Annotated in this window: 13 protein-coding genes; 6 read left to right on the plus strand and 7 right to left on the minus strand. The window is 63.6% G+C overall.

Annotated features, from left to right (window positions below):
* Position 1 precedes the first annotated feature (1 nt).
* The 6 genes from EXZ48_RS22775 to EXZ48_RS22800 form a co-directional block, all read right to left on the minus strand.
* Positions 2-667: an ABC transporter permease gene (locus EXZ48_RS22775; protein WP_130518509.1), complete on the minus strand. Its 666-nt coding sequence runs from the start codon at positions 665-667 to the stop codon at positions 2-4.
* 57 nt (positions 668-724) lie between these two features.
* Positions 725-1,507, minus strand: coding sequence for a transporter substrate-binding domain-containing protein (locus tag EXZ48_RS22780; protein ID WP_050745245.1), 783 nt, complete (start codon positions 1,505-1,507; stop codon positions 725-727).
* A 48-nt stretch (positions 1,508-1,555) separates the two neighbouring features.
* Entirely contained in the window at positions 1,556-2,530 is a 975-nt protein-coding gene (locus tag EXZ48_RS22785; protein ID WP_130518511.1) for an ornithine cyclodeaminase family protein, read from the minus strand.
* Positions 2,531-2,765: 235 nt separating this feature from the next.
* A complete protein-coding gene (locus tag EXZ48_RS22790) occupies positions 2,766-3,935 on the minus strand; it encodes an amidohydrolase (protein WP_130518513.1) in 1,170 nt (389 codons plus the stop codon).
* A gap of 118 nt (positions 3,936-4,053) precedes the next feature.
* Positions 4,054-4,938 (minus strand): sugar phosphate isomerase/epimerase, encoded by an 885-nt coding sequence (locus EXZ48_RS22795; RefSeq protein WP_130518515.1) that lies wholly within the window; start codon positions 4,936-4,938, stop codon positions 4,054-4,056.
* The gene (locus EXZ48_RS22800; RefSeq protein WP_050745249.1) at positions 4,935-5,933 is read right to left on the minus strand and encodes a Gfo/Idh/MocA family protein; all 999 of its coding nucleotides are present in this window, start codon (positions 5,931-5,933) and stop codon (positions 4,935-4,937) included. Before EXZ48_RS22800 ends, EXZ48_RS22795 begins: the two co-directional genes overlap by 4 nt.
* A 168-nt stretch (positions 5,934-6,101) precedes the next feature.
* Here EXZ48_RS22800 and EXZ48_RS22805 point away from each other — a divergent pair, with 168 nt between their 5' ends.
* The gene (locus tag EXZ48_RS22805) at positions 6,102-6,926 is read left to right on the plus strand and encodes a helix-turn-helix domain-containing protein (protein ID WP_023512842.1); all 825 of its coding nucleotides are present in this window, start codon (positions 6,102-6,104) and stop codon (positions 6,924-6,926) included.
* Between the two features lie 10 nt (positions 6,927-6,936).
* Here the strand turns inward: EXZ48_RS22805 and EXZ48_RS22810 are convergent, their stop codons facing one another.
* Entirely contained in the window at positions 6,937-7,626 is a 690-nt protein-coding gene (locus tag EXZ48_RS22810) for a hypothetical protein (protein WP_088016546.1), read from the minus strand.
* 375 nt (positions 7,627-8,001) lie between these two features.
* Here EXZ48_RS22810 and EXZ48_RS22815 point away from each other — a divergent pair, with 375 nt between their 5' ends.
* From EXZ48_RS22815 to EXZ48_RS22835, 5 genes are all read left to right on the plus strand, one after another.
* Positions 8,002-9,804, plus strand: a complete 1,803-nt coding sequence (locus EXZ48_RS22815; protein ID WP_130518517.1) for a thiamine pyrophosphate-binding protein — start codon at positions 8,002-8,004, stop codon at positions 9,802-9,804.
* 92 nt (positions 9,805-9,896) lie between these two features.
* A complete protein-coding gene (gene hisD, locus EXZ48_RS22820) occupies positions 9,897-11,210 on the plus strand; it encodes a histidinol dehydrogenase (RefSeq protein ID WP_130518519.1) in 1,314 nt (437 codons plus the stop codon).
* A gap of 62 nt (positions 11,211-11,272) precedes the next feature.
* Entirely contained in the window at positions 11,273-12,520 is a 1,248-nt protein-coding gene (locus tag EXZ48_RS22825) for an ABC transporter substrate-binding protein (RefSeq protein ID WP_130518521.1), read from the plus strand.
* A 67-nt stretch (positions 12,521-12,587) separates the two neighbouring features.
* The gene (locus EXZ48_RS22830; RefSeq protein ID WP_130518523.1) at positions 12,588-13,481 is read left to right on the plus strand and encodes a carbohydrate ABC transporter permease; all 894 of its coding nucleotides are present in this window, start codon (positions 12,588-12,590) and stop codon (positions 13,479-13,481) included.
* On the plus strand, positions 13,474-14,349 hold the full coding sequence (locus tag EXZ48_RS22835) for a carbohydrate ABC transporter permease (RefSeq protein ID WP_130518525.1): 876 nt from the start codon (positions 13,474-13,476) through the stop codon (positions 14,347-14,349). The genes EXZ48_RS22830 and EXZ48_RS22835 overlap by 8 nt, the downstream gene beginning before the upstream one ends.
* The last annotated feature ends 4 nt before the right edge of the window (positions 14,350-14,353 follow it).

The following is a 14,353-nucleotide window of genomic DNA, read 5'->3' on the forward strand; positions in this document are numbered from 1 at the left end:
CTCACCGTCCGACCGTCAGGCGTCGATTGCCATAGGCGAAGATCGCCATAGAGATGCTGGTGATGGCCACATAGAGGCCGGCGACGATGAGGTAGAAGGTCATGGGCGATTGCGTCGCGCCTGCCGCCACGACGCCCTTGCGCATCAGCTCCTCAAGCCCGACGATCGAAACCAGCGCGCTTTCCTTGAGAATGATGAGCCATTGGTTGCCGAGACCGGGCAGGGCATAGGCGAACATCTGCGGCAGGATGACATGCCGGAATGTTGCGCCGGCGCCAAGGCCGAGGCTCTTGGCCGCTTCCGCCTGGCCGGGCGGGATCGTGTGGAGCGCGCCGCGCAGAATCTCTGTGAGATAGGCGCCGGAAACGAAGGAGAGTGCACAGATACCGGCGGTCAGCGCATCCACCTCGACATAGGCGCCGAACATCCTGCTGAGGAGAACCGTGCCGCCGTAGAAGACGAGGAAGATGACGAGCAGTTCCGGAAGGCCGCGGATGACGGTGACATAGGTGGAGACGCACCAGCGCACCGGCGCATTGCCGAACTCGGCACCGAACACCGCCGCAACGGCAATCACGAGGCCGATGGCAAAACTTCCGAAAGCCACTTCGAGCGTGACGAGCAACCCTTCCAGCAAATGTGGAAGATAAGCGAGGATGAGAGACATGGGTCGACCCTGGGGGCCATGCGCCGCATCTGGCGCGAGGCATGGCCCTGTCCGCTGTTAGCCCTTGAAGGAAAGATCGTAGCCGAAGAATTTGGTCGAGATCTTCCCGATCGTTCCATCGGAGATCATGTCGACGATGGCCTTGTCGACGCGGGCTTTCAGCTCCTCCCGGCCCTGCTTCAGGGCGATGCCCTGCCCGTTGCCGAATTCGGAATAGTCGGCGCTGGTCAGCATCGGGCCGGCAAGCTCAAGCTTGCCCTCGCGAGCCTTCATCAGTTCCTCCCAAACCGACTGCTCGAGAAGGCCGGCATCGATGCGGCCAGCGGCCAGGTCGTCGGCGATCTGCTCGTTGCGCTCATAGAGACGAACGTCGGCATTCTTGAAGTATTTGTTGGCCACGGCCTCGTGGGTCGAACCGGTCTGCACGCCGATCGCCTTGCCTTCCAGCGCGGCCTCGAGTTCCGCCTTCGTCTTGGCGACAGCGAGCGCGCCGCCCTTGACGGTTGCGATGTGATAGGGCGCATCGGCATAGGCTTTTGAGAAATCCACTTGTTTTGCCCGCTCGGCGGTGATCGAGAGGCCGGAAATCACGAGGTCGAACTTGCCGACCTGAAGGCTTGCCAAGAGTCCATCGAAGGACTGGTTCGTCCAGGCGCAGTCTGCGCCGATGCGCTTGCAGATCTCGTCACCGACCTCGCGGTCGAAGCCGACGATATCGCCTGCCGTATTCGTATAGCCCCATGGCGGGAAGTCGGCGCTGGTGCCGATGCGCAGCGGCTCTGCACCGGCGCTCCCGGCGACGATGGCGGCAAAGACGGATGCGATTGCTAGGATTTTCATGTCATTCCCCTTTTCAGTGACGGTTTCTCTAGGTCGGCCCGGCGAAGATCAGGTCGCGGCCCGGATGTCCAATCCGGCGACCCGCTCCAGCACGGTTCTGGCCATGGCGATATCCTGGGTGGCGACCCCGGTGAGATCGGCGATCGTGATCTGCGAAACGGCCTTGCGTCCGCGTGTACGCCCGGAAAGAATGAGGCCGAGCTCGATGCAGTCCTCTGCCTTGATCAGCCCCGCGGCGAAGGCACCGGCGAACTCGCCGTGTTCCAGACATTGACGGGCGAGATCGACCGCCAGCACATTGGCGCGGGCGACGAGCTCGACCGCCAACTCCTGTTTGCCCGGCGCGTCGGCGCCCATGGCGGTGATATGCGTGCCTTCCCGGATCCAGCCGGCCTCGATGAGCGGATGGGCCGAGGGCGTCGTGGTGACGATGACATCGGAGGTGCGGCACATGGCTTCGAGATCGTCTGCCAGCTGGACCGGCAACCCGATCGCCGCGAGATCTGCCTGGAGGGCTTCGGCCTTGGCACGCGAGCGACCCCAGACATTGATCGTGATCGGCCGGCCGGCGAGGGCGGCCATGGCCCTCGCCTGAAAGCGGGCCTGCGTGCCGGTGCCGACGATGGAGAAGGTTTCGGCATCGTCGCGGCAGAGGGCGAAGGTAGCAACGGCGCCGCCGATGCCGGTTCTCAGATCGGTCAGCCAGCCCTCGTCGTTCAGTGTGGCGATCACCCGGCCGGTCTCGGCCGAGACGGCGACGATAATGCCGTTGCTCGATGGCAATCCCCTGGACGGGTTGTCGTAGAAGCCTGCGGCGATCTTCACGACGAAGACCGGATCGCCTGCGATGTAGCCGTACTTGATGTGGCAGTCGCCGTTTTTGCCGGGAAAGCCGAGATAGCCGACCGGCGGCACGTCCGCGCGCCCGTCCGATATCGCGATGTAGGCGTCCCGTATCGCCGCGATCGTTCCGGGGTCGATGCTGATGAGGTTCTGGATGTCGGAACGTGAGAGCTGGATCATGGGCTTCCCGCCTTTTCAGGCAATCAAGGTTTGCAGCCCGCTCCGTTCGGGCACGACATGTCGTGCCCGGCGGAAACCTGGCTGGCCGCAGGTGGCGTGGATTTGTTTACGGGCAACCGGAAGGTCTGGCCGCGGCTGCCGGAGGTGGGGCACCGCAGCGTTTCCGCGACTGGCCTTCATTCCTGCCGGGTACTATAGGAGATAAAACCAAATTGTCTAGTATAGATTTTTTTGTCTAATTGCTGATGTCGGCGAGCGCTGCGATCGCCGCTCCAGCAAGAAGGGTTGCTCCCGGGGCGATGATCGCGTCGTTGAAGTCGTAGGCCGGCTGATGCAGCCGGCCGTCGAAGACCGCCGGACCGTTGCCGATCCAGGCATAGGCGCCGGGGCGGTGAAGCAGGAAGAAGCCGAAATCGTCACCGGCCATCGTGGGACGCGGGTCTCCCCGATAGGCGGCAAGGCCTGCCTCATGCACGACCGCGCGCATGAGATCCCGTTCCGCCGGCGTGTTTGCCACCGGCGGGCACATAGGATCGTCGAAGATAAGATCGACGGCACAGGATGCGGTGGCTGCCGCGGAGGCGGCGATGGCGCGCGTACGCTCCCGAAGCAGGGTGAGGGTCTCCATCCGGAAAGCCCGCAAGGTGCCCTTCAGGTCCGCGGACTGTGGAATGATGTTCTGGGCGTACCCGCCGTGGAACGAGCCGACGGTCGCCACGGCCGCCTCGTAGGGATCGACCGCCCGGGCGACGGCCTGCTGGAGGCCGGTGAGAAAATGCCCGCCGGCGAGCAGCGGATCGCCGGAAAGATGGGGCATCGCGGCATGCGCACCCTCGGCGCGGAAGGTGATGTCGAATTCCGATGTGCCGGCCATGACCGGCCCGTCATGCAGCAGGACTTCGCCGGCCGGCATGTCGGGCCAGTTGTGCAGGCCGAAGATCCGTTCGAAAGGAAAGCGCTCAAGCAGCCCGTCCTCGATCATCAGCCGTGCGCCGCCGAAGCGTTCCTCCGCCGGCTGGAAGACGAGGTAGACGGTACCGGCAAAGTCCCGCGCCCGGGCGAGGAGGGTCGCTGCACCGATCAGGATCGCGACATGTCCGTTATGACCGCAGGCATGCATTTTGCCGGGGTTCTTCGAGGTGTAGGAGAGGCCCGTCGTCTCGCTGATCGCAAGGGCGTCCATGTCCGCGCGCAGTGCCACTGCCGGGCCGGGCGCGGCCCCTTCGATGACGCCGACGAGCCCGTTGCCGCCGATCTTCTCGTGAACCGCGATGCCGAGTGCTTCCAGCCGGTCCCGGATGAACCCTGCGGTCCAGACTTCCTCAAGCGAAAGCTCCGGATGGGCGTGCAGGGTGTGGCGGTAGGAAATCAGCGTGTTGATGTCGGCTTTGGAGAGAGTGTTCATCGGTGCCCGCGAATATACGTTTCTGTCTCATCTGAACATCCTCGTATATCTCTGCGCTGATCGACTTTGCAACCGGCCTCCGTCTTTCCAGCGGGCTGCCGCCACGCTGAAAAGCGCGTCACCGCAGGATCAGGCGCTCCATGAGGGCCTTGAGGTCTCTCGCCACGGCGAAGCTGTCGTCCTGGTGCTGGCGCCTGCAGAAGAGTTCGCAGCTCCACCAGCCGGTATAGCCGGTCGCCTTGACGGCATCGACCCAGCTTTGGAGGTCGAGCACGCCCTTTCCGGTCGGCACGTCGCGGAGGATGGGCTCGTTCGGTATGCCACCGGCATAGTGCAGGGAATCGCAGAGGTGCACACCATAGATCTGCGCCTTGTCGAGCCGGGCGATCCGTTCCGGCGTGTCACCGCTGGTATAGGCGTGCCAGAAGTCAATGACGAGACGCACATTGTCCCGGTCGCAGCGTTCGAGCACCTGCATCTGGGCATCCATCGTGTTGAGCGGGGTCCAGGATAGCGCTTCGAGATAGACGAGTAGACCATGCGATGCGGCGATATCTGCGACGGCCCGGAGATTGGCGGCGGTGAGATCCAGCTGGGAATCTGTCGGTAGGTCGATGAGGCCACAGTAGAGGGCGGGATAGCGCTCTGCAGCGCCCGCCTCGAAAACCCGGATGTCCAGCGGGCCGGTAATGGCCTCTATCCCTTTCGCCCCGGCTGCCGATGCAAGGGCACAGAGATCTTCGGCCTCTCGCAACATCTGACGCCGGGCGTCACCCTGCCGCTCGAGGTCGATCAGGAAGCCGATGCCGGGGAGGGTGAGGCCGCCGAGTCGCGCCGTCAGTTCGGATGTGGAGAAACCGGCATCGAGGAAGGCGGCGATCTTCGGGCCGGAGGTTTCGAGGCCGTCGAAGCCCAGCTCGCGCGCGATTGCGATGTCGATCGCCAGCGTGTTCGGCCGGGAGGCCATGGAATGATAGATGAGCTGGTTTTCTGTCCGGATCATGGATGCGAGCCTCCTGTGCTCGTCTTTGTGTCTGCGGATCCGACGGAAACGGGCCGCTTGTTTCGGGCTGCGCGGATGGCTTCCGCGGCGCGCAGTGCGATGACGTTGTCCTCGCCGAGCGCCATCCATGTTGCCGGCGTGTGCGGCAGGGCCAGGAAGGTTTCGATCGTCGTGACATGCGGGTCGCGCTCGCGTACCGGGATGAGTTCGTTCCGCCCGTTCAGCCGCCGGATCAGGGTGCCCGCTCCTTTTCCGCTCAGCGTGCCATGAGCGATCAGCGTGCCGCGATCGCCGGCAAGCATGACGATGCTTTCGAATTCCGCGGTGGTGAAACTCTCGTAGGATTGAAGCACGGCCCCGCCGGACAGGCCGGCCGCATAGGACTGCTGGTCGGTATCGCCCTGCGCCGGCGAGGCTGAAAGGGCCGAGACGGCGACAGGCTCCTGGCCGGTGAGGAAACGCGCAAGGTCGATGCTGTCGATCGACGCCCCGAAAAGCGCATTGGCACGGTCCACCGTCTCGTCCACATGGCGGTTGGGTGGCGGTTGAAAGGGGGCGCCGCGCGCGATGAGGAGCGACTGTAGCGTCCCGATCTCTCCTTCCAGCAGCAGCCGGCGCATGGTCTGGTGGGGCGAAAGGGTGCGGAAGGGCTGGTGGATGGCCAGCGTTATGCCCGCCGTCCGGCATGTCTCGACAAGGCTTGCGGCAAGACGGCTGCTACCGGCGATCGGACCGTCGCACAGAACGTGTTTGCGCTGCGCCGCCGCAGCCAGGATGTAGTGCCTGCGCCGGTCGCGAACGGCGCTGACATAGGCGAAGCCGACTCGCGGATCCCGCAGTGCCCGCCGCGCCTCAAGGGAGATGCCGGGGATCTGCATGTCCTGCGAGAAATGTGCCGCATATTCCCGGTTCCGGCTGACGACCCACAGTGGCTCCTGCCCGGCCGACCGGATCGCCGCAACCATGTGCTCCGTTGTTATGGTTCCGGTCCCCATGACGGACCACCCGACCGCTCCGCTGGACTGCACCACGGATCCTCCCCTTTTATGCTCCACAGATTGACCGTCCGGCTCTGGCGCGGCAATTGCGCAGGCAATTGATGTCTTTAGCGATATGAAGTAGAACTAGCGTCACAATGCGTCGGATAAGGCGCAGGGGTGACAATGGATCAGCTGGGAAGAGACGGGGCCGCATTGGCGGCGAACCTCAGGACGCTGTGCGAGCAGCACGGCTCGGTTGCGGCTGTTTGCCGCAAGATCAATGTCAACCGGCAGCAGTTCAACAAGTACCTGTCGGGCGCCCATGTGCCGTCGCCCGCCAATCTCAGGATCATCGCGAACTATTTCGGCCTCAGCGTTCCCATGCTCTTTGCCGACCCGGAGGAATTCCGCACGCTGGTGGAGGGGAACTTCTTCCATGCGATGGCGACGGCCCGCCAGCTGCCGGAATTCTCGCGCTTCGTGTCGGGTATGATCGTCGAGAACAATGCCGATCACAACGACATCGTCGGGATCTACGACCGCTACCAGTTTTCCTCGATCTACAAGGGTTTCGTGCTGCGGTCGGCTTTCTGCATCTACCGCAACAGGGAATTCCTCCAGCACTACTATGTCGAGCGCTTCCCGAGCTTCGATGACCCCAAGAAGACGGAATATGTCTTCAAATATTACGGTTTCTGCTTCCCCGTCGCCGACCGCCTCTTCACGGCGGATTTCGAGGGTATCCAGTCGAATGAGATGACCTTCGGCGTCTATGCGCAGGTCAAGCGCAACGCCAAGCGCTTCATGTTCGGTATTTCCAGCGGCATCGCAGCGACCGTCTTCCGCCAGCCCTATTCCACGAAGGTCGCGCTGCATTACCGAGGGCCAGGCCTCCTGCGCCGCGAGCATCTCAAGGAGCTGACGGTGCTGGACCGCAACGACCCGAGCATTCCGCGCGAGGCGTTGCAGTATCTTGGCGATGGCTCCGACATGATCCAGATGAGCTGAGGCGGCCCCGTTAGGGGTGCAGTTCGACGGCGAGCCAGACGCTGTCGCTGTCCGCATAGTAGCGGTGCCAGGGATAGGTCCACTGCTTTTCGCCGGTCACACGGCAGAAGGGATCGTGCGAATAGCCGATCGGCATCACCACGTCCTCGTAGAGCGTTGCCGCGTCGCGCGCCTTGAATTTCTGCATGCGGCCCGATCCATGGATCTGCGTGTGTGTTTCGAGGAACGGGTGTTCGTTGTGGATGAAGCAGTCCGTATCGCCCGGCGACCACCAGAGATTGAGCTTCAGTGTGAAGGTCTGCGACGCTTCGGCTGCAGCGCGTTCATTGGTGAAGACGCGGGGGTCGAGCGTGACGGTGCCGATCTCGTCCTGTGCCGAAATATAGAGCGGCGTGTCGCGCGGAAAGCTGCGGATGCGGTTGCCCAGCCAGTCCCAGCCGCGGAACATGCAGCCGCCGAGATTGGTCGGGTTGACGACCTTGATGATCGCCGCCCGCTCCGCCTTGCGGATGCGGCCGCCCTTCAGCCAGGTCGATTTCCACGCCGGCACGATGGCGGGGTGCTCGTCGCCCGTCACCATCGGGGAGGGGCTGATATTGACCACGACGGCGTCCGCCACGTCATAGTCGATCACGCTCTCAACCAGCTTTGCCGAAATGAAGTCGTCTGCGAAAGCCAGATCTCTGCTCAGGTTCTGCACGGCGATGCCTCTTTTGTCTGTCCGTGTCCTGAGAAAGCCATAGCGCGTATCGTGAAAAAAGTGCGCGCCGGAATTAATTTATTCGCGTGATGATGCGACACCTGCTTCACTTCGCGAAGGATGGTTTTCTCCAGGCCTATCCACCTTTCCCAATCGAGGCGTGCGCGAGCTGCCCCAAATTGGCCGGACCTGCGGCGGCGCGGTGGGCGGGAGCGAAAACTATGACGCAGACCTGCTTTTAAACTGCGTCATCTCGCGTCAGTGTTTCGATGGCTGCGAACTTGCAGTGATGCACTGCTCCGCTGAAGAATAAGCCTATCGCTGGAAGGCAATGCTTCCTGCCCCAAGATAACGAGATTTCAGAGGGTTGATCACATGAAACTGACAGGTGGCCAAGTCGTCGCGAAAGCGTTGAAGGAATACGGCGTCGAATATGTGGCGGGCGTGCCGGGCCATGGCATCTGGTCGCTGTTCGACGCGTTCCTGCAGGAAGGCTCGGAAATCCCGTTCATCCAGGTGATGCACGAGCAGAGCGCCGTTCATATGGCCGATGGCTACTATCGCGCCTCCGGCAAGCCGATGGCCTGCTCCACCTCGGTCGGTCCGGGCGCGGCCAACACGATCATCGGCCTTGCCACCGCCTATTGCGATTCCACCTCGCTCTTCTACGTCTCCGGCTCGCCCCAGACCTACATGCACGGCCACGGCACCATGCAGGAGCTGGAGCGCCAGCAGGACAATGCCTTCCCGCGCATCACCGAGCAGGTGACGAAGCGCGCCTGGCAGGCCAATTCGGTGCAAGTCCTCCCAAGCATCATGCACCGTGCCTTCAGCGAACTTCTGACAGGCCGCCCGGGTCCGGTTCATGTCGAGGTCCCGATGGACGTTCAGGTCGAGGCGGCGGATGTCACCATCCATCCGCTCGGCAAGCGTCTGCCGGTCGGCGTCGCCTATCCGGACCCCAAGGCTATCGAAGCGGCGCTGAAGGTTCTTCTTGCCGCCGAGCGCCCGGTCATCGTCGCCGGCGGCGGCGCGATCACCGCGAACGCTTCGGCCGAACTGACGCGCCTTGCCGAAAAGCTCGGCGCGGCCGTCTCCATCACTTGGAACGGCAAGGGCGCGATTTCGGAAGACCACGAATTGTTCATCGGCGCGGTCGGCCAGACGGGCACCACCTGCGGCAACCAGATCACCGCCTCCGCCGACGTCGTCGTCTCGGTCGGTTGCCGCTTCACCGACTGGTCGGCCTCGTCCTACGCCAAGGGCGTCTCCTTCTCGATCCCCTCGGCCAAGCTCATCCATATCGACCTCGACCCGCGCGAGATCGGCAAGAACTACGAAACCGAGGTCGGCATCGTTGCCGATGCCAAGGTGACGCTGGAGGCGATCCTGTCGCTCATCTCGGATGCGCAGTCGCAGAAGATGCTGGCGCGCCGCGAAAACTTCCTCGCCGACGTACAGAAGGCCAAGGCCGATTGGCGCGCCCTGGTCGCGCCGCGCGAAAACAGCCGCGAGACGCCCTTCACCTCGCAGCGCCCGCTGATGGCGCTCCGCAAGGTTCTGGATCGCAGCGGCATCGTGGTGGTCGGCTCCGGCAACACGCAAGGCTCGGTCAAGCAGAGTTTTCCGGTCTACGAACCGCGCACGCACCTGACCTCCGGTTCCTATTCGCCGATGGGCTGGGCGGTGCCGGCGGCAATGGGCGCCAAGCTCGCCTGCCCGGACCGGCAGGTCGTCGCCATCGTCGGCGACGGCGATTTCATGATGTCGCTGCCGGAAATGGGCACGGCCGTCATGAACGGCATCAACGTCGTGTTCCTCGTTCTCAACAACCAGGGCTACATGTCGATCCGCGGCGGGCAGCGCAAGTTCATGGGCCGCCACATCGCCTCCGAGTTCAACCATCACGCCGGTAACGGCGCCCCCTATTCGGCCGATATCGCGGCTTCCGCCCGGGCGTTCGGCCTTCAGGCCTGGAAGGTCGAGAAGAACGAGGATCTCGAAAGCAGCCTGAAGGCGGCGCTCGACTGCGGCGGCCCGGCTCTCGTCGAAGTGATCGTCTCGCGGGACGCCGCCGGCCCGTTCGCCACCGGCTGGTGGGATTTCCCGTCGCCGGCCTACTACGAGAAGGAACAGGCGGCCTACGCGGACATGCGCGCCCGCGAACAGCACCTCTGACCTGACGGCAGGGGAGGCTCCGCCTCCCCATCTCCTCCCAAGCCCATTGATGACGCGGCGCTCGCAGCGACCGTGAACGAAGAGACTTTGTCATGATCCGGCACATCAAAACAGCCACGGCCACCATCGAAGAGGGCGGCGCCGACAGTGCGGTCACCAGGGCGGTCGAGACGCTTCTCGAAAAGGTCAGGACCGGCGGCGACAAGGCGGTCCGCGAACTCTCCGTTCAGTTCGACACGTTCGATCGCGACACCTACCGCCTGTCGAAGCAGGAAATCGCGGATTGCATCGATGCGCTGACGGCGCAGGAGCGTGCCGACCTCGACTTCGCGCAGGAGCAGATCCGCCGTTTCGCCGAGGTGCAGAAGGCGGCGCTGCGGGATATCGAGGTCGAGACCCTGCCGGGCGTGATCCTCGGCCACAAGAACGTGCCGATCCAGAATGTCGGCTGCTATGTGCCGGGCGGCAAATACCCGCTGCTCGCCTCCGCCCATATGACGGTGCTGACGGCACGCGTTGCCGGCTGCCAGCGTATCATCACCTGCGCGCCGCCGTTCCAGGGCAAGATCGCCGAGAAGATCGTCGCGGCACAGGCGCTTGCCGGCGCGGATGAGATCTATTGCCTCGGCGGCGTGCAGGCGATCGCCGCCATGGCCTATGGCACCGAGACGATCGAGCCCGTCGACATGCTCGCCGGCCCCGGCAATGCCTATGTCGCGGAAGCCAAGCGCCTGCTCTTCGGCCGCGTCGGCATCGATCTCTTCGCCGGCCCGACGGAGACGCTCGTCATCGCCGACGACAGCGTCGACGGCGAACTGGTGGCGACGGACCTGCTCGGCCAGGCGGAGCACGGCGTCAATTCGCCGGCCGTCCTCATCACGAACTCGGAAAAGCTGGCGCGCGACACGCTCGCCGAGATCGATCGCCTCCTGAAAATCCTGCCGACGGCGGCCGTCGCCGGCAAGGCCTGGGCGGATTACGGCGAGATCATCCTGTGCGATACTCTCGAGGAGATGCTGGCGGAAGGCGATCGCGTCGCTTCCGAGCACGTCCAGGTCATGACGCGCGACCCGGACTACTTCCTCGACAACATGACGAATTACGGCGCGCTGTTCCTTGGCGCCCGCACCAACGTCGCTTTCGGCGACAAGGTGATCGGCACGAACCACACGCTGCCGACCAACAGGGCGGCCCGCTACACCGGCGGCCTCTGGGTCGGAAAATTCCTGAAAACCTGCACCTACCAGAAGGTTCTGACCGACGAGGCCTCCGCGATGATCGGCGCCTACGGCTCGCGGCTCTGCCTGATGGAAGGTTTTTCCGGCCACGCCGAGCAGGCCAACATCCGCGTCCGCCGCTACGGCGGCAGGAATGTCGGTTACGCCATGCCGGTCGAGCCCAACTGACAACGGCGCACAAGAGCCCGCCAGGGGCCGCGATCAAAAACCCAACCAGAGAGGATGAAACCATGTCCAAATTCATCGCCACAGCGCTTGCGGCGACCATGCTGATGCCCATAGCCGCCCGGGCGGAAGGCCAGATCGAAGTTCTGCACCATTGGGTTTCGCAGAGCGAAGTCGATGCGCTCAATGTCATCCGCAAGGAACTTGAGGCCAAGGGCTTCCAGTGGAAGGATTCGGCGGTCGGCGGCATGAGCGGCGCGAACGCGCAGCAGGCGCTTCGCGCGCGTCTTACTGCGGGCGATCCGCCGGGCGCCATGCAGTTCCTCGGCTGGGAAGGCGTGCAATGGGCCGAACAGGGTGTCGTGCGCGATCTGAACGATCTCGCCAAGACCGGCGGCTGGCGTGAGGCGCTCGCCCCGCAGCTTCTGCCCTTCGTGACCTCGGGAGAGGCCTTCATCGCCGCGCCGATCAACATGCACCGCCAGAACTGGGTCTGGGCCAACAAGAAGATCTTCGACGACGCCGGCGTTTCGGTGCCGAAGAGCTGGGCCGAACTGATCGAGACCGGCAAGAAGCTGAAGGAAAAGGGTATCGTTCCCGTCGCGATGGGCGACGAGCCCTGGCAGATCGGCATCATCTTCGATGCGCTGCTGTCCGACATCAACGGGCCGGACTTCTACCAGAAGACCGCGATCGACCTCGATCCGGAAGCGCTCGGCAGTGCTGAAATGGTCAAGGTGTTCGACGCGCTGCGCGACGTGCGCGGCCTCGTCGACGACAATTTCGTCGGCCGCGACTGGGCCGTGGCGACAGGCATGGTCATCGACGGCAAGGCCGCCATGCAGTTCATGGGCGACTGGGCGAAGGGCGAATTCCTCGCCAAGGGCCTGAAGCCCAACCAGGACTTCTACTGCTTTGCGACGCCGGGTCAGGTGACGTCCTTCCAGTACCTTATCGACAGCTTCGGCATGTTCACCGTGAAGGACGAGAACGTGCAGAACGCGCAGGTCGCGCTCGCCGAGACCATCATGGACTCGAAGGTCCAGAAGGGCTTCAACCTCATCAAGGGCTCCATCCCGGCGCGCAACGACGTCTCGGTCGACGACTTCGACGACTGCGCCAAGCTCGGCTACCAGGAACGCGCGGCAGCGATCGAGAAGGGCAGCATGCAGGGCGCGATGACGCACGGTTTTGCCGCCAAACCCGAATTCGCTTCGGTCTTCAGCGACGTCGCCGCTCAGTTCTTCGTCGGCAAGATGAGCTCCGAAGATGCGGTGAAGATGCTGGTCTCCGGCATCGACAACGCCCGGTAATCCAATCGCCACAAGGAGGAGCCGCACCCGTCGGCTCCTCCGCAAGACCCGCTATCGGAGCTGACCCATGAGCGCCTCTACGCGCATGTCCTCGCGATTGGCAGGCTGGCTACCGCGCCTCGTCGTCGCTCCCAGCCTGCTCGTCGTCATCGTCACGGTCTACCTGTTCATTCTCTGGACCGGCGTGATTTCCGTGACCTCGTCGAAATTCGTGCCGACCTACGATTTCGTCGGTCTCGAACAATATGTGCGCCTCTGGGCGACGCCGCGCTGGCACACCGCCGTCGCCAATCTTTTCATCTTTTCCGCCCTGTTCTTGGCGCTCTCGACGGGCCTCGGATTGCTGATGGCGATTTTTCTCGACCAGAACATCCGGGCCGAAGGGGCGCTCCGCGCGATCTACCTCTATCCGATGGCGCTCTCCTTCATCGTGACAGGAACCGCCTGGAAATGGATCATGAATCCGGGCCTAGGCATCCAGAAGGTCGTCAACGATCTCGGCTGGACCGACTTCCGCTTCGACTGGATCACCAACCCTGACATGGCGATCTACACCGTCGTCGTCGCCGGCGTCTGGCAATCCTCGGGGTTTGCCATGGCGATCTTCCTCGCCGGCCTGCGCGGCATCGACAATTCCGTCATCAAGGCGGCGCAGATCGAAGGGGCCTCGCTGCCGCTGATCTACCGCCAGATCATCATCCCCATGCTGCGCCCGGCCATGCTGAGCGTCATCGTGCTCCTCAGCTACATCGCCATCAAGAGCTTCGACCTGGTGCTTGCGCTGACGAACGGCGGGCCCGGCACGGCGACCGAATTGCCGTCGACCTTCATGTTCTCGGCCACGTTCCGCCGCAACCAGATGGGCGTCGGTGCGGCGAGTGCCGTGATGATGCTGATGACCGTCGCCGCGATCATCGTCCCCTACCTCTATTCGGAACTGCGGGGTGAGAACAATGGCTGAAGCCCTTTCCCAATCCGGCAAGGCGCGGCTCGGCCGCCTGGTCGTCTACGGCTGCCTTATCGTCGTCGCACTCGTCTACCTCATGCCCCTCTGGGTCATGGTCGTGACGTCCCTCAAGCCGCTCGACGAGATCTACAGCGGCTCGTTCATCGGCATGCCGAAGGCGATCACGCTCGAAGCCTGGCGCGCGGCGTGGTCCGAGGCCTGCATCGGCACCGAATGTACGGGCCTCAAACCCTATTTCGTCAACTCGCTGCTGATGGTGATCCCGGCGGTGGCGCTCTCGACCGGTATCGGCGCGATCAATGGCTACATCCTCACGAAATGGAAGTTTCCCGGCGCGAACTTCGTCTTCGGCCTCCTGCTGTTCGGCTGCTTCCTGCCCTACCAGGCGATCCTTATCCCCATGGCCCGCACGCTCGGCCTTCTGGGCCTCGCCGGCTCCATTCCCGGTCTCGTCGCCGTGCATGCCTCCTATGGCATCTGTTTCACGACGCTGTTCTTCCGCAATTACTTCGTGTCGCTGCCGGATGAGCTGACCAAGGCGGCGATGGTCGACGGGGCGGGTTTCTTCCGCATCTTCTGGAGCGTCATCCTGCCGACCTCGATCCCGATCATCGTCGTCTCCTGCATCTGGCAGTTCACGCAGATCTGGAACGATTTCCTCTTCGGCGTCTCCTTCACGTCGGGTTCCAGCAGCCCCGTCACTGTGGCGCTCAACAACATCGTCAACGTGACCACCGGCCGCAAGCAGTACAATGTCGACATGGCCGCCGCCATGATCGCCGCCATCCCAACCCTGGTCGTCTACATCGTCGCGGGCCGCTATTTCGTCCGCGGGCTGACGGCCGGCGCCGTGAAAGGCTGAAGCC

The sequence above is a fragment of the Shinella sp. JR1-6 genome, assembly GCF_004284735.1.
Classification (GTDB): domain Bacteria; phylum Pseudomonadota; class Alphaproteobacteria; order Rhizobiales; family Rhizobiaceae; genus Shinella.